Below are 17,800 nucleotides of genomic sequence, written 5' to 3'. Positions count from 1 at the left end.
GCGCCGGGCGGCGGGCCGTTAGCAGCGACCGGCCGCCCCACTCTCGAGCTGGCGTTACCCGCCCTGATTTTCGCGGATGATCGCGGCGGCGGCGCTTTCCGCGTCGCTCGCGACGCCGTCGTGCACGCGCGTGCTGACGGCCGGCGTCGGCGGCTCGCTGTCGAGCGCGTGGCCGTTGCGATCGTGCGTGTCGACCGTCGCGCGCATCGATAATCCCACGCGCAGCGGATGCGCGGCCAGATCGCGCGCATCGAGCGCGATCACGACCGGCACGCGCTGCACGACCTTGATCCAGTTGCCGGCCGCATTCTGCGACGGCAGCATCGAGAACGCGCTGCCCGTGCCCGCCGAGAAGCCCTGCACGCGGCCACGATAGGTCACGCGCGAGCCGTACAGGTCCGACACGACCTCGACCGGCTGCCCGATGCGCATGTGGCGAATCTGCCCTTCCTTGAAATTCGCCTCGATCCACAGCTGGTTGAGCTGCACGATCGACATCAGCGGCACGCCGGGCCCGACCTGCTGGCCGACCTGCACCGAACGCTGCCCGATCGTGCCGTCGACCGGCGCGACGATCGTCGTGCGCTTCAGGTTCCGGTACGCGAGCTTGAACTGCGCGGCCGCCTGCACGACCGCCGGGTTTTCGTCGACAGGCAACTTGGTGCCGAGCGCACGTGCCGCATCGAGCTGCGCCTGCGCGGCCGCGAGATTCGCCTGCGCACCGGCAACCGCCGCGCGCGCACGCGCGAGTTCCTCGGGCGCGACGATCTCGACCGACGCACCCGAGCGCGCGGCGAACGCGCGCTGCGCGAGCGCCAGGTCGGCGCGCCGCGCATTCACGGCCTCGACGTACATCGTGTTCGAGATCTTCGCGTTCGCGACCTGCCGCACCGCCTGTGCGAGCTGTGCCTTCGCCTGCGCGAACGCGACGGACGCCTCGGTGTCGTCGAGCTTCACGAGGGTCTGGCCGGCGCGCACGGCCTGCGTATCGGCCACCACGACGTCGGTCACCGATCCGGGGATCTGCGCGGCGACCTGGACGATGCTGCCGGCGACGTACGCATCGTCGGTGTCTTCGTAATAGCGATCGCTCAGCAGCCAGTACGCGATCCATGCGAGCGCGGCCACCAGCACGACCGCGAAGAACGCGATGAAGCGCTTGCGGCGCGTCGCGCGGCGCGCGTCGAGTGCCGGGTCGTTCAGTGCGGCCGGCGGTGCGGCGGTATGGAGGTTGTCGTGGTGCATCAGTCGCTTTGCGTAACGATCAGACGATCGTGCTGGAACAAGGGAATCGGCGGCATGACCGACGGGCCCGGCGCCGGATTCGCCGCTGCCGTGTGCGCGAGAACGGGGGGAACGCGAGGCGTCGCGGCGACGGCTGGCGTGCGTGCCGCGTCGTCGCGTCGCGCGGGCCCCGCATTCGTTGCAGCGACGACCGGCGGCACAGCCACGCTCGCCGCACGCACATCGGCCGACGGTGCCACCACCGGTCGGGTCGCGGTCGATGCGGTCGCAGCGGTCACGGCGGGCGCGGCGGGCGCGGCGGGCGCGGTAGTCGAAGCGCCTCGCTTCGCCGCCCCGCTACGCGCCCGATGCGCGGCCGGCGCCTGCGCAACCGTCGCGCCTGCATCGAACCCGCCGCCCAGCGCGCCGATGAGCCCGATGCGCAGCGACCGCTGCCGGCCGAGCAACGCGATCATCTGCGCGCGCTCGTCGATCAGCGTGAGATCCGCGACGTCCACGTCCTTCTGCATCAGCACGCCGCGCCGGTGCCGGTCGGTTGCGATCTCAACGATCTTCTGCGCGGCCGCGACCGCGTCCTGCTGCTGCGCGACGAGCGTCTGCGACGTCTGCAGCGACGTGACGAACTGCGCGACCTGTCCGAGCGCGTCGTCGACGGTCTTGTTGTACAGCCCGATCGCGACGTCGGCCTGCGCGACATCCGCGCCGAGCTTCGCCTTCAGCCGGCCGCGATCGAAGATCGGCAGCGAGATCGCCGGGCCGATGGAACCGGCGAGCGCATCGCGCGAGAACAGCGACGCGGGCGTGAGCGCGAACACGCCGCCGAGCGCGACGAGGTTCACGTCCGGATAGAACTGGGCGCGCGTCGAATCGGCGTTCGCGAACGCGGCTTCGACACGCAAGCGCGCGGCGACGATGTCGGGCCGGCGCCCCAGGAGATCGGCCGGCAGCCGCGCGGGCAGCGCGCCGCCCGCGAATGTGCCGACGCGCGGCCGCTGCAGTGCGAGCCCGCGCTCCGGGCCGCGACCGGACAGCACGCCGAGCTGCAGCTGCGCGAGCTTGATCTGCTCGTCGTTCATCGCGATCTGCGCGAGCAGCTTGCTGCGCTTGATCGACGCGTCGCTCGCGTCGTACGCGTTGTCGAGCCCGCGCGCGGTGCGCTCGCGCAGCACCGTCGTCACGCGCTGGCTGACCTTCAGTTTCTGCTGCAGCAGGTCCTGCGTCGCATACGCCTGGTCGAGCTGGCAGTACACGGTGACGATCGCGACCGCCAGCGTGAGCCGCACCTGCTCGGCCTCGACCCGTGCCGCTTCGCGCAGCGACATCAGGCTCTTCGTCGCGGCGCGGTTCTTGCCCCACAGATCGAGCTGGTAGGTCAGCCCGACGAACACCGACGACGGCGAGGTGTTCGGATCGCCGAAGATCTCGACCGGCACGCGATAGCCGCTGACCGACACGTTGGCGACGTCGTCGCCCGGCTTCGGCATCCGCGCGCGGCTGACCGTCGCGCCGGCCGTGCCCGTCAGCCCCGTCAACGAATCGAACTGCTGAAGCTGCGCCTGCGCGATCCGCAGCCGCGCCTGCGCGACCTGCAGGTCGGGATTGTTTTGCGAAGCCTCGGCGACCAGCGCGTCGAGCTGCGGATCATTCAACTGCTTCACCCAGTCGGGCGCGGGCCACGCGCCGTTCACGCCGGGGCCGGCCGTGTGCACGAGCGCATCGTCGGCCGGCGCGCGCAACGACAGCGACGGCAGGAAGCCTGACGGCACGCATCCGCTCAACGCCAGCGACACGGCCGCGGCGGCGATCATCATCGAGCCGCCCTTCACGCCACGCGCCACCTTCGCCGCTTCATTCACACGCCGCATCGCGCCCCTCATCCCTGCTGCACGCGTTGCACACGCTCGGCCAGACGCGGCCGCGTGCGTTCGAGCGGGCCGAGCCGGCCGAACAGGCCATCCGCGACACCGAACAGGATGCCGGCGAGCTTCGCGCGCTTGTCGCGTTCGACGAGCGCGATCTGCACGACCTGCCATATCGTCAACAGGTTCGGCACGATCGCCACCGGAAAGCGCAACCCGTACTGCATCCCGAGCTGCACCGCATTGCGCGCGCTGTAATAGCGCCGTTGCCACGAGTGATTCATCGACGTCATTTCAAAAGGGCCGAGCGCATGACGCTGCTTCGCGCCGATCCGGTGCGGCAGCACCAGCGACGGCACGACATAGAGCGGCACGTTGCGCGACAACGCGCGGAAACTGTATTCGGTATCGACGTGATCGATGAACAGCGTCTCGTCGAAGCGGCCGAGCACGTCGAACGCGTCGCGCGACACGACGCAGCCCGACGAAATCAGGAACGCGCAGCGCTGCAACGACGCGCCCGGCTCGATGCGCAGGCGGCGCAGCCCGATCCCGTTGGTCGACAGTTCGGGCAGGAAGCTGCGCGCGTTTTCGTCGAAAATGCGCGGGCCGGCCAGGAACGCTCGCCTGCCAAGCCCCGCGCAGACTTCGCGCATCGCGGGGAAATACGCGGCCGGCACCGACGAATCCTGGTCGAACAGCGCGACGGCGTCGATCCGATCGCGAAACAACGCCGCGAGCCCCGCGTTGTACGCGCCCGCGATGCCGCCGCGATTGCCGTGATGCAGCAGCGCGATGCCCTCGCGCGCGCACAGCTCGCGGGCCCGCGCATCGGGCTGCGGCGTGTTGTCGACGACGAGCAGCGCGTCGCACGCGTGCCGCCATGCGCCGAGCGCGTCGAGCTGTGCATCGCTCGGGTGATACAGGATCACGAGTGCGCCGAGTGTCGTCATGTTCCTCTCCTCAATGCCCGAACGACGCCGCCGCGCCGCGTTTCGGCCGCGTCAGCCACATCATTGCCGCGAGGGCGAGACACGTCATGCTCGCCATCCAGAACATATCGTTGGTCGCCATCATGTAGGCCTGCTGCATCACGACCTGGTGCAGCGTCGACAGCTCGCGCACGCCGTCCACGCCCATCGCGTTCAGCGTATGCACAAAGCGCTGCGTGTTCGCCGACGCGTGCGTGACGGATTGCGACACGACGTCGTAGTGATAGGTCGCGCGGTTGTCCCACAGCGTCACGCTCATCGCGGTGCCGAACGCGGCGGACAGCGTGCGCAGGAAGTTCGACAGGCTCGACGCGGCCGCGAGCCGGTCGTCCGGAATGCGCGACAGCGTCGCGGCGGTCAGCGGAATGAAGAAGCACGGCAGCCCGATCCCCTGGATCAGCCCCGGCGCGGCGATCTGCGCGAACGTCATCTTCAGCGTGAAATGCGCATCCCACGCGAGCACGGCCGCGAACACGAGGAAGCCGAAGGTCGCGAGCACGCGCGCGTCGAAGCGATGCGCGTGCAGCCCGACGAGGATCGAGAACACCAGCGCGAGCACGCCGAGCGACGCCGTGGCGAGCCCCGCGTGAAACGCGTTGTAGCCCATCACGGCCTGCATCCACAGCGGAAACACGACGCCGACCACCGAGAAGCTCATCATCCCGAGCGAGATGATCAGCACACAGAACGAGAACGTGCGATCGCGGAACAGGCTGAGATCGACGACGGGATGCGCTTCGCCCGCCTCCCAGATCAGCAGCGACACGATCGACAGCGCCGCGACCACCGCGAGCGTGACGATCAGCGGCGAGCCGAACCAGCCGCGATCGTGGCCGAGATCGAGCATCGCCTGCAGCGAGCCGACGCCGATCACGAGCAGCACGATGCCCGGCACGTCGATCGGGCCGGCCTCGCCGCGTTGCGCGTCAGGGCGCAGCATCGCGGTGCAGACCGCGAACGAGAACAGCCCGATCGGCAAATTGATGAGGAAGATCCACGGCCACGAGAAGTTGTCGACGATCCAGCCGCCGACCACCGGCCCGAAGATCGGCGCGAGCAGCACCGTCATCGCCCACAGCGCGAGCGCGATCGTGCGCTTGTCCGGCGGAAATGTGCGCAGCAGGATCGTCTGCGACAGCGGCACCATCGGCCCGGAAAACAGCCCCTGCAGCGCGCGGCAGATCACCAGCACGTGCAGGTCGCGCGCGAGCCCGCACAGCAGCGACGTCAGCGTGAACAGCAGGATCGCGCCGACGAACAGCCGCAACTCGCCGACGCGGCGCGCGAGCCAGCCCGTCAGCGGCACCGCGATCGCGGCCGCGACCGAATACGAGCTGATCACCCACGTGCCCTGGCTGTTCGATACGCCGAGACTGCCGGAGATCGCCGGCACCGCGACGTTCGTCACGGTCGAGTCGAGCACCTCGATGAAAGTCGCGAGCGACAGCGCGAACGTCAGCAGCGCGAGCCGGATGCCGCGCACCGGCCGCGCGGCCGGCACAGGCGCCAGCGCGTCGAACGCGGACGGCGCGACCGGCCCGTCGTGAAGCGGCGACGCGGTGCTCATGCGCCGGCCACCGCGACATCGGCCCGCGCGCGCGCCCGCCCGCGCTTCGGCACGAACCGTTCGATGAAATCGGCGGCCGCGTTGCAGCCGTCCGGCGCGGCCGCGAGCAGCGCACGCGTACGCGCCGCATGCACCGCGAACGCAGGTTCGTCGAGCACGCGCGCAAGCGCCGCGCCGAGCCGCGCGCCGTCGAGCGGGCCGTCGACCCGCACGCCGCAGCCGTTCGCGACGACGCGTTGCGCGTTGTCGAACTGATCGTGTGCGAACGGCGTGACGACTTGCACGATGCCGGCTTCGCACGCGAGCGCCGCCGTGCCGATCCCGCCGTGATGCACGAGCGCGCGGCAGCGTGGCAGCAGCGTGCGCATCGGCACGAAGCGGCGCACGAGCAAGCGGTCACTGTCCGGCGCCGCATCGTGCGGCGTCAGCAGGATCCCGCGCGCGCCGGTCGCGCGCAGCGCGTCCGCCACCGCGCGCGCGTATGCCGCGTGATCGACGCGTGTCGAACCGGCCGTGAACACGACCGGGGGTTCACCGGCCGCGAGATACGCATCGAGTGCCACATCGTCTTCAGGCGTCGCAATATCGTTGAACAACGGGAAGCCGCTTTGCAGATGATTCGACGGCCAGTCCGGCTGCGGCGGCGCGAACCAGCCGGGAAACAGGCACAGCACGCCATCGGTCGAATGCAGCCAGCGGCCCAGCACACGCCGCGCCGGCGCGAGCCCGAGCGCGCGGCGCACCGCGTTGAGCGCGGGGCCGCATGCGCGATCGAGCACCTGCCGCTCGATCAGCGTCATCAGCGCCGCCTTCACGGGCAGCGGCCAGCGCGCGGGAATCGTCAGGCGCGGGTGCGTCGGCGGCGCATGCGCGGACAGCAGCGTCGACGGCGACACCTGCACCGACACGTACGGCGTGCCGTGCAGCTCCTGCATGAAGCGCGCGGAGAACGCCCATAGCGTGCCGACGAGCACCGTATCGTCGTCGGTCAGCGCGCGCAGCGCGTCGTAATGCGGGCGCAGCGTCGGCGCGATCACCGCCCACAGCGTGCGAAACGACGTGCGCGAATCCCACAGCGCGGGGTTCGCCATCGCGGCCTCGTAGTCGGCCGCGGTGCCGATCGGCACGAAGGCGAACCCGCAATGGCGCACGACCGCCTCGAACGGCGCATGCGTGCAGAACACGACGTCGTGACCGCGCGCCGCGAGCGTGCGTGCGACACCGAGCAGCGGATGCACGTCGCCCGCCGAGCCGATCGCGGTCACGATCATCTTCGCCATCGCGCGCCTCGCGGGGTTCAGTAGAAGCCGGGAATCAGCGCCGCGACTTCGCGACGGTACTGCGTGTACGCCGGCCCGAAATACCCGGTCAGCCAGCTTTCCTCGACGCGCACCTTGTACGCGAGCGACGCGAACACGAGCAGCACGCCGATCGCGCCGCGCCATTCGCCGCCGATCAGCGCGGCGCCGACGAGTGCGATCAGGCAGCCCGTATAGATCGGGTGACGCACGAGCCCATACGGCCCCGTGCGGACGAGCTCATGGTCTTCCTTCAGCGTGACCGACACGCTCCAGTTCGTGCCGAGGTGCAGCCGCGCCCACACCGAGAACAGCAGGCCGGCCACCAGCACCGCGAGCCCGCACTGCGCCTGCAGGCCGAAGCGCTGCCAGTCCGGCACGAGCGCCTGCCACGACGGATCGGGCAGGATGATCAGCGCGCCGCCGACGATCAGCGGAATCGACTGCAACGTGCGCGAGCGCGACGCTTCCTTGCGCACGGTCGTCTTCACGCCTTGCGAAGTGGCGATCCAGTAGGCGAGCCACACGGCCCACGGAACGACGATGGCGATGGTCTGAACGATATTCACGGCGGGCCTGCCTCGTTGGGATGGGAATTCGGGAGCGCCGCGCGTATCGGACGCACGGCGTGCGGCGTCACGACGACAGCGCGTGCATCGGAGCAGGCACGCACGACTGCGCGGCGGCGAGCGCCATGCCCGCGGCGAGCTGCGACCCGCCGCAGAAAAAGTCGAGCAACGCCGAGCGCGTGTATTCGCGCTGCGCGCGGCCTTCGATGTCGAGGAAGTGACCGGCGTCCGGCACCGTCGCGAACCGTGCGCGCGGCACGTGCGCGCCGAGCTGGCGCACGTCGGCGGGCGTCGTGTACTCGTCGCGCTCGCCGTTCAGGAACAGCAGCTCGCAGCCGATGTTCGAGAACTCGCTGAGGTAGCGCTCCGGCTGCAGCGACAGGATCTGGTCGACGTGGAATGCGACCTGGTCTTGCTCGTCGCGCGGCAGGCGCGTGAGATACCGGTAGTTGTACAGCTTCATGATGCGCGGCAGGTAGCGGCCGACGGTGTCGTTCAGCAGCTGCGCGGCCTTCAGGTTCTCGCCGGCCGCGATGTGGTCGCGGGCGCGCGTCACGTAGTCGACCATCGCGTCGTTCAGGAACGGCGAGAACGAGCAGATCGCCGCGCGCCGCACGCTCGGGCAGCCGCGTGCGAGCGCGAACAGCGACGCGACGCCGCCCCACGACACCGACACGAGGTACGCCGGCGCGAAGCGCTCGACCAGGTGCTGCAGGATCGCGGCTTCGTCGTCCTTCGTCAGGATGAAGCAGCCCGGGTTGTGCTGGCGCGACTGCCCCGCATACGGCAGGTCGAAGCAGATCGTGTTCATCCGCTCGCCGAGATACTGGACGGTCTGCCCGAACGACGCGGTCGTCGCGAGCGCGCCGTTGACGAGCATTGCCGTGTCGAACGCCGGGTCGAACACGTTCCGTTCGACGTAGACCTTCAGACCATTCGGCAATGGGACCACGTGTTTTTCGGTCAGCATCGTCGTTCTCCGGTGGATGCGGCGTCTCGACGTCGCGGCATGCTGCAGGTGCGCAATGACTGCGCCGGTGTGTCACGCGCGATCCGAATCGCGCGATTGGCCAATGCACCGCGGCAATACCGGCGGCATCGATTCATTCCTCGTAGTGCGGCGCCATACTAATACAGACAATATTACTGACTCAAGTCATTCCAACGATACCCTCTACTCAGTTAGGAAATACGGCAGATTCAAATTATTCCCGCATTTTTTATGGTAAGCGGAATTCGGTCGAGGGCGGTCGCAATCGTTTGCGGAATGGCTGTCGATCCCCGCTTAGTTGACACACTTCCATTTATAATCAATATGTTATGTCGTTTCATTCGGCTATTTCAAACGGATTTTCATGAATGAATCGTGACGCCGTTTCGCGCATCGACTTCCGCGCTTAAACAAATATCACACAGCTCATTACTCTTTCATTCCGTAATCGATTCGACACCTGCAACGATTAACCGGATTGAGTGCTCGCCTCAGAAAGCGTTTTAAACAAACTCCATCTTTCTTAAACATCTTTCAATTATTTTTCTGCACCTGCACAACGCGCGATCGGAGGTCCCATTCACGTGCCGCTCACCTGCCCGGTACCCGCCGTCGCCGTCAGACCCCGATTTTTTGTTGATTGAACGATCAATAAAAAACCGCTAAGCTCTCGACTTCCATGGACGGCCCGTCCGGGCGAAAGGAGTCGCGATGCCGAAAGTCGGAATGCGGGAGATTCGCCGCGCACAGTTGATCGACGCCACGCTGCGCTCGATCGACGAGGCGGGCCTGCCCGGCACGACGCTCGCATCGGTCGCGCAACGCGCGAACATCTCGACGGGCATCGTCAGCCACTACTTCGGCGACAAGGACGGCCTGCTCGAAGCGACGATGCGGCACGTGCTGCGCGACCTGTGGTCGGCCACCACGCGCCGCCGCGTGGCGGCACGCAAGGATCCGCGCGCCCGGCTGCGCGCGATCGTCGCCGCGAACTTCGACGTCACGCAGGTCAGCGCGCCCGTGATGAAGACCTGGCTCGCGTTCTGGTCGCAGAGCATGCACGACCCGATGCTCAAGCGCCTGCAGCACGTCAACACGCGGCGCCTCCACTCGAACCTGTGCGCCGAATTCGCGAAGGCGTTGCCGCGCACGCAAGCGCGCGAAGCCGCCAGCGGCCTCGCCGCGCTGATCGACGGCCTGTGGCTGCGCGGCGCACTCGCCGGCGGCCCGATCGACACCCGGGCTGCATTGAAGCTCGCCCACGATTACATCGACCTGCTGCTCGCGTCCGACTGACGCGCGACGCAGTCGCCCTCAAGGAGATCCTCATGTCCGTATTCGGTTTGCAGCGCCTCTACATCGGCGGCGGTTACGTCGACGCCACGAGCGGCAAGACTTTCGACACCTTCGATCCCGCCACCGGCGAACTGCTCGCGCAGGTGCAGCAGGCCAGCGCGGCCGACGTCGATCGCGCGGTGGCGTCCGCACGGGAAGGCCAGCGTGAATGGGCCGCGCTGACCGCGATGCAGCGCTCGCGCATCCTGCGCCGCGCGGTCGACCTGCTGCGCGAGCGCAACGACGCACTCGCGGCGCTGGAAACGCGCGACACGGGCAAGCCGATCGGCGAGACGCTCGCGGTCGACATCGTCACCGGCGCGGACGTGATCGAGTACTACGCGGGCCTCGCGACCGCGATCGAAGGGCTGCAGGTGCCGCTGCGCGCCGAGTCGTTCGTCTACACGCGCCGCGAGCCGCTCGGCGTGTGCGCGGGCATCGGCGCGTGGAACTACCCGATCCAGATCGCATGCTGGAAGACGGCCCCCGCGCTCGCGGCCGGCAACGCGATGGTGTTCAAGCCGAGCGAAGTCACGCCGCTCACCGCGCTGAAGCTCGCGGAAATCTATACGGAAGCCGGCGTGCCGGCCGGTGTGTTCAACGTCGTGCAGGGTGACGGCTCGGTCGGCGCGCTGCTGACCGGCCACCCGGACATCGCGAAGGTGTCGTTCACCGGCGGCGTCGAAACCGGCAAGAAGGTGATGTCGCTGGCCGGCGCATCGTCGCTGAAGGAAGTGACGATGGAGCTCGGCGGCAAGTCGCCGCTGATCGTGTTCGACGATGCGGACCTCGACCGAGCCGCCGACATCGCGGTGACCGCCAACTTCTTCAGCTCGGGCCAGGTCTGCACGAACGGCACGCGCGTGTTCGTGCACCGCTCGATCAAGGATGCATTCACGCAGCGTGTGCTCGAACGCGTGAAGCGCATCCGCGTCGGCAAGCCGACCGATGCCGATACCAACTTCGGCCCGCTCGTGTCGGCCGCGCAGCTCGACAAGGTGCTCGGCTTCATCGAAAGCGGCAAGGCAGAAGGCGCGAAGCTGCTCGCGGGCGGCACGCGCCTGACCGACGGCCACTTCGGCAGCGGCCAGTACGTCGCGCCGACCGTGTTCGGCGATTGCCGCGACGACATGAAGATCGTCCGCGAGGAAATCTTCGGGCCGGTGATGAGCATCCTCGATTTCGAATCGGAGGACGAAGTGATCGCCCGCGCGAACGACACGCACTACGGCCTCGCGGCCGGCGTCGTGACCGAGAACCTGTCGCGCGCGCACCGCACGATCCATCGCCTCGAAGCCGGCATCTGCTGGATCAACACGTGGGGCGAATCGCCGGCCGAGATGCCGGTTGGCGGATACAAGCAATCCGGTGTCGGACGCGAGAACGGCATCACGACGCTCGAGCACTACACTCGAATCAAGTCGGTGCAGGTCGAGCTCGGCCGCTACAACCCGGTGTTTTAAGGATCACGAAAGGAGACTGACCGTCATGACGACACGCGAATACGACTACATCATCTGCGGCGCAGGTTCCGCGGGCAACGTGCTCGCAACGCGCCTGACGGAAGATCCGGACGTGACGGTGCTGCTGCTCGAAGCGGGTGGCCCCGACTACCGCTTCGACTTCCGCACGCAGATGCCGGCCGCCCTCGCCTACCCGCTGCAGGGCCGCCGCTACAACTGGGCCTACGAAACCGACCCCGAGCCGCACATGGACAACCGCCGGATGGAATGCGGCCGCGGCAAGGGGCTCGGCGGCTCGTCGCTGATCAACGGCATGTGCTACATCCGCGGCAACGCGCTCGACTACGACAACTGGTCGACGCACAAGGGCCTCGAGAACTGGACGTATCTCGACTGCCTGCCGTACTTCAAGAAAGCCGAGACGCGCGACGTCGGCCCGAACGACTATCACGGCGGCAGCGGCCCCGTGTCGGTCACGACCAGCAAGCCGGGCGTGAACCCGCTGTTCGAGGCGATGGTCGATGCAGGCGTGCAGGCCGGCTATCCGCGCACGGATGATCTGAACGGCTATCAGCAGGAAGGCTTCGGCCCGATGGACCGCACCGTCACGCCGAAGGGCCGCCGCGCCAGCACCGCGCGCGGCTACCTCGACCAGGCCAAGGTGCGATCGAACCTCGAGATCGTCACGCACGCGCTCGCCGATCGCATCCTGTTCGACGGCAAGCGCGCGTCGGGCGTCACGTACCTGCGCGGCAGCGAACGCGCGACCGCGCATGCGCGCCGCGAAGTGCTCGTGTGCAGCGGCGCGATCGCGTCGCCGCAACTGCTGCAGCGCTCGGGCGTCGGCCCCGGTGCGTGGCTGAAGGCACTCGACATTCCCGTCGTGCTCGACCTGCCCGGCGTCGGCCAGAACCTGCAGGATCACCTGGAGATGTACATCCAGTACGAGTGCAAGGAGCCGGTCTCGCTGTACCCGGCGCTCAAGTGGTGGAACCAGCCGAAGATCGGCCTCGAATGGATGCTGAACGGCACCGGCCTCGGCGCGAGCAACCACTTCGAGGCGGGCGGTTTCATCCGCACGCGCGACGACGATCCGTGGCCGAACATCCAGTATCACTTCCTGCCTGTTGCGATCAACTACAACGGCTCGAACGCGATCGAGATGCACGGCTTCCAGGCGCACGTCGGCTCGATGCGCTCGCCGAGCCGCGGCCGCGTGAAGCTGCGCTCGCGCGATCCGAACGACCATCCGAGCATCCTGTTCAACTACATGGCCGAAGCGCTCGACTGGCGCGAGTTCCGCGATGCGATCCGTGCGACGCGCGAGATCATGCGGCAGCCGGCACTTGATCGATATCGCGGCCGCGAGCTGAATCCGGGCGCCGACTGCAAGTCCGACAAGGAACTCGACGCGTTCGTGCGCGCCCGCGCGGAGACCGCGTTCCATCCGTCGTGCTCGTGCAAGATGGGTTACGACGAGATGGCCGTGGTCGATGAAGAAGGCCGCGTGCACGGGTTGGAGGCGCTGCGTGTCGTCGATGCGTCGATCATGCCGATCATCACGACCGGCAACCTCAATGCGCCGACGATCATGATCGCCGAGAAGATCGCGGACAAGATTCGCGGGCGCAAGCCGCTTGCGCGCGTGGACGTGCCTTACTTCGTCGCGAATGGGGCAATGGCCCGCAATATCGCGAAGGCCGTGCGGCAGCCGGAGACGGTCTGACGACGGCGGGCGTATTGCCCGCGCATCGACGTACTTTTCAAAACGCCGCCGACAGCCATTGTCGGCGGCGTTTTGCATGGGATCGTCAGCCGCTGTTCACTTCCCGCTTCAAGCGCTCGACGTCGACGTTTTTCAAGTAGTTCGTGATGTTCTGCCAGATCGGATGGAACCCGTAGCCGCCGTGCTGCAGTTCATCGAGCGCCTGCTCGCGCGTCCAGCCCTGATACACCATCCGGTACAACGCCGACACGAGGCCGGTACGATCGGCGCCGTGCTGGCAGTGGATCAGCACCGGGCCGTCCTGGTCGGCCGTGCGCAGCGCCTTCAGCGCGGTCACCATGTCCTCGTCGCGGATGTCCCACGTGTTGATCCGGATGCGCTGCATCCGGATCTGCGTACCGGCCAGGATGGTGTCGTCCGCGTGAAACGAACGGAAGCTGATGACCTTGCGGATGCCGAGCTTCTGCAGCTCCGGCACGTCCGAGCGCGACAGCTGGGCGCTACGGTACAGCGTCGGCGTGATGCGGTGCAGGTTGTTCACATGCGCATCGGTCACGCTCTGCGCCCATTTGATCGGCCGGGCGGACACCTCGGAGGCCGGGTCCGCGTGGGCCGACTGCGCGAGCCCGGAATACGCGACGGCGATCGCGGCAATGATGGCGATTTTCATGTCGGGTCGGAGATCAGTAAAAGGCGCGCTTGCGCTCGCGGGAAAAAATGAACAGCACGATCGCGGCGGCGCTCATCGTCCAGTAGTCGGTCGGGGCCACGCCCAGCCAGTGGATATGCCACGGCACGTTCGCCGGATTGAAGCGGGCCAGGCCATACGCCGGATTCAGCACGAACCACAGGAAATCCTCGGTCAGCCAGAACACCATGATGCACGCGATGATCCGCGCTTCGATGCGCCACGACCACCGTCCGTTGAACACGGCCGGCAGATGAAAGAACAGCGCGACGAACGGGAACACCCACGCGTGATAGCCGGTCATCGGCCGCCCGCCCCAGAAGAGGTCGAGTAGCCAGTGATGCTCGATGCGCCACGTCGGCAGGTTGGCGGCCCAGCCCGCGCTGCCTTCGATCTGGATCTCGACGTTCGCGAAGAAGTACGCGAGCAGCACGACCCACGCAACGACGAACACCGTATGGCGCGTCGGCACAAAACGCGCCACGCTCATGCGGCCGGCTCCAGGCCCAGCACGCGATCGAGCACGAAGCGGCCGGCGAGCGGCCGCCCGAGCGGCGCGAGACGGCGGCGCATGTCGGCGAGACGCTCGGGCGTCTGCAGCAACGCGCGGATCCGGTAGACGAGCGCATCGTCGTCGATCGCCTTCAGCGCGACACCCTGTTCGAGCAGGAAATCCGCATTGCGCTCTTCCTGGCCCGGAATCGGCGAGTTGACGATCATCGGCAACTGCATCGCCAGACATTCGGACGTCGTCAGGCCGCCCGGCTTCGTGATCACGAGATCGGCACAGGCCATCAGGCGCTCGACCTGCTGCGTGAAGCCCTGCGGAAACAGCCGGCCCGGATGCTGCGCGGCCAGTTCCTGCAACGACGCCAGCATCGCCTTGTTCTTGCCGGCCAGTGCGATCAACTGGAAGTCGGCCTCCATCTCGAGCAGGCGCGCGGCCAGCACGTCGAGGCCGCCGAGACCCGCGCCGCCGGACATCATCAGAAAGGTGCGGCGCGCGGGATCGAGGCCAAATTCGGCCGCGCAGGCCGCGCGATCGAGCGGCTGGCCGAATGCCGGCATGATCGGGATACCGCTGACGTGCACCGTGTCGGGCGCCATGCCGCGCGCATGCATGCGCCACGCGATCTCGTCGTTGGCCGCGAAATAGCCGCGCATGTTCGGCACGACCCACATGCTGTGCAGGTCGAAATCGGTGACCTGCACCCACACCGGCGTATCGACGCGCCCCTTGCGGATCTCGCGCGACAGCAGTTCGGCGGGCAGGAAGTGCGTGCAGATGATCGCGTCCGGGCGCTGCCGTTCGATCTCCGCGAGCAGTGCCCGGCAATTGAGCCGCTCGATCGCGCGCCGGATCTTCTGCGACGGCGCGGCGGGATCGACTTCGTCGGTCTTCTGGTACAGGTAGCCCCACAGCGCCGGCTGGCTGCTGACGAGCTTGATGTAGAGATCGGTGTACAGCTTGCGGAAACCGGTGGACACGAAATCCATCACGTCGAGGTGAGTGGCTTCGATACCGGCGGGGTGGTGGTCGGCGAACGCGCGGATCGCTTCGGCCGCCCGGGTATGGCCGGCGCCGGCGCTGACGCTCAGGAGGAGGATCTTCTTGTTTTGCTTTGACATCTGACTGACCGTTTCGAAAGGTTTGATACGGATGCGGAGTCTGTGTAAGCGATCGCGAGGTTCAGCGACATCGGATGACGTGGATCGCCGTTGCCGACCGCTTCCGGATCATACTTCGTCCGGATTCCGGCGTGCGGTCCCGCTCGGTCGTCCGTGTTTCGATGGTCGTCAGTCTGGCCTATCCGCATACCGGTGCAGACGCCGATCGAACGATTCGGGATGGCAAAGGAATCTCCACGAAACACATGCGAAGCCGACACGATCTTTGCCGGCAATCCTCCGTCAGCGGAGATCGCCCTTGTCCCGCTGCGCGTTGCGGGGAGGCGGGTCGCGGCCCTCCAGACGCGCGATCGCGTCGACCGGATGCGTGTCAGGCCGCGCGCGCTTCGAACTGATCCACCACGGCGAGCCTTGCCGCCGATACCATTTCCAGGCGTTCGCAGACGTCATTTGCATCCCGCGATCGGGGCACACGCCGTCGGCGATGTCTTCGCAATAGAGCCGCGCGGCAAGATGAAGCTGCCACTCGTAGAAAGCTTCCGCGACGATCCAGCCGAACGTGGCGCCCCACAGCATGAGCGCCCATTGAAGCGGGACGGAACTGCCGAGATCCAATGCGGCAAGCCATCCGACGACGGTCGTATAGAGCGCGCATGCCACGATTCCGCTCCAGCAGGAGACGAGCAGCAGATACGGCCTGAGCATGGGTCGGCGTCGAGCGTTGCCGTTGTATGCTGGGCCTGCATCGTCGTTGCGTGATCGGCGCCTGCTCACGCCTGCTCCGTCGAAAATCGCAACCTGTCGTCAAAGTCGTCTTCTACCACACGGCGCCGTACCCAGCACCCGACGATCGTCAGCAAAGCGCTCAGTCCATACACCACACTGGCCCCCAGGAACCAGGCGTCGGAGGCACCCGCCGCATCGAACAGGAACAGGGACATGGCCAGGCCACAGGTCAGGCCGATGAAAACGGACACATCGAGGACACGAACGCTTGCCTCGCCAACGCGCGAAACAGGCGTACTCCGGGTCCCGACCAGATTCAGCCTCACGTCCTGGCCTTGTGGCGACGCGACCAGTTGAGCACCCTGCCCGTGTTCGACCATTTGCGCCGCGAGCGCCTGAAGTAGCCATGCACTCACCGGCCCGGGTTCACCGATCGCACCGTCCAGGTCGTGTTCGGCCAGGTTGAGACCCGCGTCCTTGATCGCCCCGCTTGTCGCGTGGCGGCTCTGTCGCGACAACCCGCTCGACCAGCCGTGCCGGATGCGTGCACGGGCTGTCTGTTCGGCCGACAGCAGTCTTTCCAGCGCGTCCGCGACGGAGTCGGATGGTGTCGAAATCGGGCGAAACAGGCGAGCCTGCGGCTTGAGTTTCCCCTTGAACGCCGCGACGACCTTAGGAGGAGCAAGCAGCATCGCAGCGGCTATCTCCGAGCAGGACGGCTCCTTTCCCTCGATGTGCAACTGGCAACCGAGTACCAACCGGACACTCGACCCCAGGCCCGGATCGAACCACTGCTCCGGCTGATCGACCTTTCCGTCGAACGGCGCCCATCGGAGATCGGCGAGATCGGACAAACCCAGTTTCCGCCACACTGCCTGAAGTTCGGCCGCATGTTGCGGATCATCGGAATGCAGGATCACATCGAAGACGCAGGTATCCGCGAGGTTCGAAATGTGCGCGGTGAGCGGCTTGATCAACTGCTCGATCACCTGCGCCATGCGCGATATGCCCGCCGAAACAACCAGCTCGGGCAAGGCCATGACCTTGCCCGGATTCTTCGGTGCCCTCCCTTCGAGCCCGAGCAGACGTTCCGCCAGATCGGGTTCGGGTGTCAGCACCACGCTGCCCAGTACCGCCACGTGGGCACGCGCCCATTCTCGCCGTCGGGCATGGTGTAGCCGGCACAGATGGTTCCACCAGTCGACCCGTGCGACCCAGTCCTCGTAACGGCTATAGATCCACGCGCTGATGCCACCCCAGAAGAGCAGCGGAATCAACACGGCGCGCCCGAAGAACGCGCCGGAGATCATCGACTTACCCTGCTCCCAGTTGAGGACTGTTATGACGATGCCCGCAACCTGGATGACGACGAACGCGATCACGTACCACCAGATCGACGGCGGCTTGCCGTACTGGTATTCGGCGACATCGGAAACAGTCCATTTCATTTTCATAAGAGTCTCATCCCGGTACCGCTGGCGATGACTTCGCTGCCACAGGCTGTACGGCAACGGTTGAGCGCCCACCCTCGGCCGCCTTCGTTATAGCCTTCGCCTGATTCAACGATGCGGTTGTCGCCGTGCTCGGGGCACGACACGATGTCGTGATGCAGGGCAATCTTGCTGCCGTCGAGGATGAAGGTCGAGGAAGCGGTTTTGACGACGCCTCCGTGTGTGGTGGAGTCGCCGAGGCGAACGGGGATTTTCATCGGT

At 67.0% G+C, this 17,800-nt stretch carries 16 protein-coding genes; 3 read left to right on the top strand and 13 right to left on the bottom strand.

The window, feature by feature from the left end; genetic code table 11:
- Positions 1-54: 54 nt before the first annotated feature.
- From CFB43_RS20500 to CFB43_RS20470, 7 genes are all read right to left on the bottom strand, one after another.
- Positions 55-1,245, bottom strand: coding sequence for an HlyD family secretion protein (locus CFB43_RS20500; protein WP_089496339.1), 1,191 nt, complete (start codon positions 1,243-1,245; stop codon positions 55-57).
- The gene (locus tag CFB43_RS20495) at positions 1,245-3,110 is read right to left on the bottom strand and encodes an efflux transporter outer membrane subunit (RefSeq protein WP_089496338.1); all 1,866 of its coding nucleotides are present in this window, start codon (positions 3,108-3,110) and stop codon (positions 1,245-1,247) included. Before CFB43_RS20495 ends, CFB43_RS20500 begins: the two co-directional genes overlap by 1 nt.
- An 8-nt stretch (positions 3,111-3,118) precedes the next feature.
- Positions 3,119-4,057, bottom strand: a complete 939-nt coding sequence (locus tag CFB43_RS20490; RefSeq protein WP_089496337.1) for a glycosyltransferase family 2 protein — start codon at positions 4,055-4,057, stop codon at positions 3,119-3,121.
- A gap of 10 nt (positions 4,058-4,067) precedes the next feature.
- Positions 4,068-5,663 (bottom strand): DHA2 family efflux MFS transporter permease subunit, encoded by a 1,596-nt coding sequence (locus tag CFB43_RS20485; protein WP_089496336.1) that lies wholly within the window; start codon positions 5,661-5,663, stop codon positions 4,068-4,070.
- Positions 5,660-6,943: a glycosyltransferase gene (locus CFB43_RS20480; protein ID WP_089496335.1), complete on the bottom strand. Its 1,284-nt coding sequence runs from the start codon at positions 6,941-6,943 to the stop codon at positions 5,660-5,662. Before CFB43_RS20480 ends, CFB43_RS20485 begins: the two co-directional genes overlap by 4 nt.
- 17 nt (positions 6,944-6,960) lie before the next feature.
- Positions 6,961-7,530 (bottom strand): methyltransferase family protein, encoded by a 570-nt coding sequence (locus tag CFB43_RS20475; RefSeq protein ID WP_046549619.1) that lies wholly within the window; start codon positions 7,528-7,530, stop codon positions 6,961-6,963.
- Positions 7,531-7,597: 67 nt separating this feature from the next.
- The gene (locus CFB43_RS20470; RefSeq protein WP_089429040.1) at positions 7,598-8,500 is read right to left on the bottom strand and encodes an alpha/beta fold hydrolase; all 903 of its coding nucleotides are present in this window, start codon (positions 8,498-8,500) and stop codon (positions 7,598-7,600) included.
- A 732-nt stretch (positions 8,501-9,232) separates the two neighbouring features.
- Here CFB43_RS20470 and betI point away from each other — a divergent pair.
- The 3 genes from betI to betA are packed head-to-tail and all read left to right on the top strand — an operon-like array spanning position 9,233 to position 13,045.
- Positions 9,233-9,817: a transcriptional regulator BetI gene (betI, locus tag CFB43_RS20460; protein WP_089426825.1), complete on the top strand. Its 585-nt coding sequence runs from the start codon at positions 9,233-9,235 to the stop codon at positions 9,815-9,817.
- 32 nt (positions 9,818-9,849) lie between these two features.
- The gene (gene betB, locus CFB43_RS20455; RefSeq protein WP_089496334.1) at positions 9,850-11,319 is read left to right on the top strand and encodes a betaine-aldehyde dehydrogenase; all 1,470 of its coding nucleotides are present in this window, start codon (positions 9,850-9,852) and stop codon (positions 11,317-11,319) included.
- 25 nt (positions 11,320-11,344) lie between these two features.
- Positions 11,345-13,045 carry a choline dehydrogenase gene (gene betA, locus CFB43_RS20450; protein WP_089496333.1) on the top strand — a complete coding sequence of 567 codons (1,701 nt, stop codon included), beginning with the start codon at positions 11,345-11,347 and terminating at the stop codon, positions 13,043-13,045.
- An 85-nt stretch (positions 13,046-13,130) separates the two neighbouring features.
- On the opposite strand, the gene CFB43_RS20445 is transcribed toward betA, so the two are convergent.
- The 6 genes from CFB43_RS20445 to CFB43_RS20420 form a co-directional block, all read right to left on the bottom strand.
- Positions 13,131-13,715, bottom strand: coding sequence for a dual specificity protein phosphatase family protein (locus tag CFB43_RS20445; RefSeq protein ID WP_089496332.1), 585 nt, complete (start codon positions 13,713-13,715; stop codon positions 13,131-13,133).
- 13 nt (positions 13,716-13,728) lie between these two features.
- Complete coding sequence (locus CFB43_RS20440) at positions 13,729-14,223, bottom strand: hypothetical protein (RefSeq protein WP_089496331.1); 495 nt, start codon at positions 14,221-14,223, stop codon at positions 13,729-13,731.
- Positions 14,220-15,362, bottom strand: coding sequence for an MGDG synthase family glycosyltransferase (locus CFB43_RS20435; RefSeq protein WP_089441801.1), 1,143 nt, complete (start codon positions 15,360-15,362; stop codon positions 14,220-14,222). The genes CFB43_RS20440 and CFB43_RS20435 overlap by 4 nt, the downstream gene beginning before the upstream one ends.
- Positions 15,363-15,644: 282 nt before the next feature.
- Positions 15,645-16,136 (bottom strand): hypothetical protein, encoded by a 492-nt coding sequence (locus CFB43_RS20430; RefSeq protein ID WP_144023080.1) that lies wholly within the window; start codon positions 16,134-16,136, stop codon positions 15,645-15,647.
- Complete coding sequence (locus CFB43_RS20425) at positions 16,133-17,542, bottom strand: hypothetical protein (protein ID WP_089496329.1); 1,410 nt, start codon at positions 17,540-17,542, stop codon at positions 16,133-16,135. Before CFB43_RS20425 ends, CFB43_RS20430 begins: the two co-directional genes overlap by 4 nt.
- Complete coding sequence (locus tag CFB43_RS20420) at positions 17,539-17,796, bottom strand: PAAR domain-containing protein (protein ID WP_089496328.1); 258 nt, start codon at positions 17,794-17,796, stop codon at positions 17,539-17,541. The genes CFB43_RS20425 and CFB43_RS20420 overlap by 4 nt, the downstream gene beginning before the upstream one ends.
- Positions 17,797-17,800: the final 4 nt, after the last annotated feature.

Source organism: Burkholderia sp. AU15512 (assembly GCF_002223325.1).
In the GTDB taxonomy this organism is placed as follows: Bacteria; Pseudomonadota; Gammaproteobacteria; order Burkholderiales; family Burkholderiaceae; genus Burkholderia.
Note: the sequence above shows the minus strand (reverse complement) of the source record. Positions and strands in the feature narration are given on the sequence as shown.

What these genes read in the sequence shown, in the direction of transcription:
- CFB43_RS20500 (WP_089496339.1), bottom strand. Translation starts at nt 1,245, where the DNA reads ATGCACCACGACAACCTCCATACCGCCGCACCGCCGGCCGCACTGAAC.
- CFB43_RS20495 (WP_089496338.1), bottom strand. Translation starts at nt 3,110, where the DNA reads ATGCGGCGTGTGAATGAAGCGGCGAAGGTGGCGCGTGGCGTGAAGGGC.
- CFB43_RS20490 (WP_089496337.1), bottom strand. Translation starts at nt 4,057, where the DNA reads ATGACGACACTCGGCGCACTCGTGATCCTGTATCACCCGAGCGATGCA.
- CFB43_RS20485 (WP_089496336.1), bottom strand. Translation starts at nt 5,663, where the DNA reads ATGAGCACCGCGTCGCCGCTTCACGACGGGCCGGTCGCGCCGTCCGCG.
- CFB43_RS20480 (WP_089496335.1), bottom strand. Translation starts at nt 6,943, where the DNA reads ATGGCGAAGATGATCGTGACCGCGATCGGCTCGGCGGGCGACGTGCAT.
- CFB43_RS20470 (WP_089429040.1), bottom strand. Translation starts at nt 8,500, where the DNA reads ATGCTGACCGAAAAACACGTGGTCCCATTGCCGAATGGTCTGAAGGTC.
- betI (WP_089426825.1), top strand. Translation starts at nt 9,233, where the DNA reads ATGCCGAAAGTCGGAATGCGGGAGATTCGCCGCGCACAGTTGATCGAC.
- betB (WP_089496334.1), top strand. Translation starts at nt 9,850, where the DNA reads ATGTCCGTATTCGGTTTGCAGCGCCTCTACATCGGCGGCGGTTACGTC.
- betA (WP_089496333.1), top strand. Translation starts at nt 11,345, where the DNA reads ATGACGACACGCGAATACGACTACATCATCTGCGGCGCAGGTTCCGCG.
- CFB43_RS20445 (WP_089496332.1), bottom strand. Translation starts at nt 13,715, where the DNA reads ATGAAAATCGCCATCATTGCCGCGATCGCCGTCGCGTATTCCGGGCTC.
- CFB43_RS20440 (WP_089496331.1), bottom strand. Translation starts at nt 14,223, where the DNA reads ATGAGCGTGGCGCGTTTTGTGCCGACGCGCCATACGGTGTTCGTCGTT.
- CFB43_RS20435 (WP_089441801.1), bottom strand. Translation starts at nt 15,362, where the DNA reads ATGTCAAAGCAAAACAAGAAGATCCTCCTCCTGAGCGTCAGCGCCGGC.
- CFB43_RS20425 (WP_089496329.1), bottom strand. Translation starts at nt 17,542, where the DNA reads ATGAAAATGAAATGGACTGTTTCCGATGTCGCCGAATACCAGTACGGC.
- CFB43_RS20420 (WP_089496328.1), bottom strand. Translation starts at nt 17,796, where the DNA reads ATGAAAATCCCCGTTCGCCTCGGCGACTCCACCACACACGGAGGCGTC.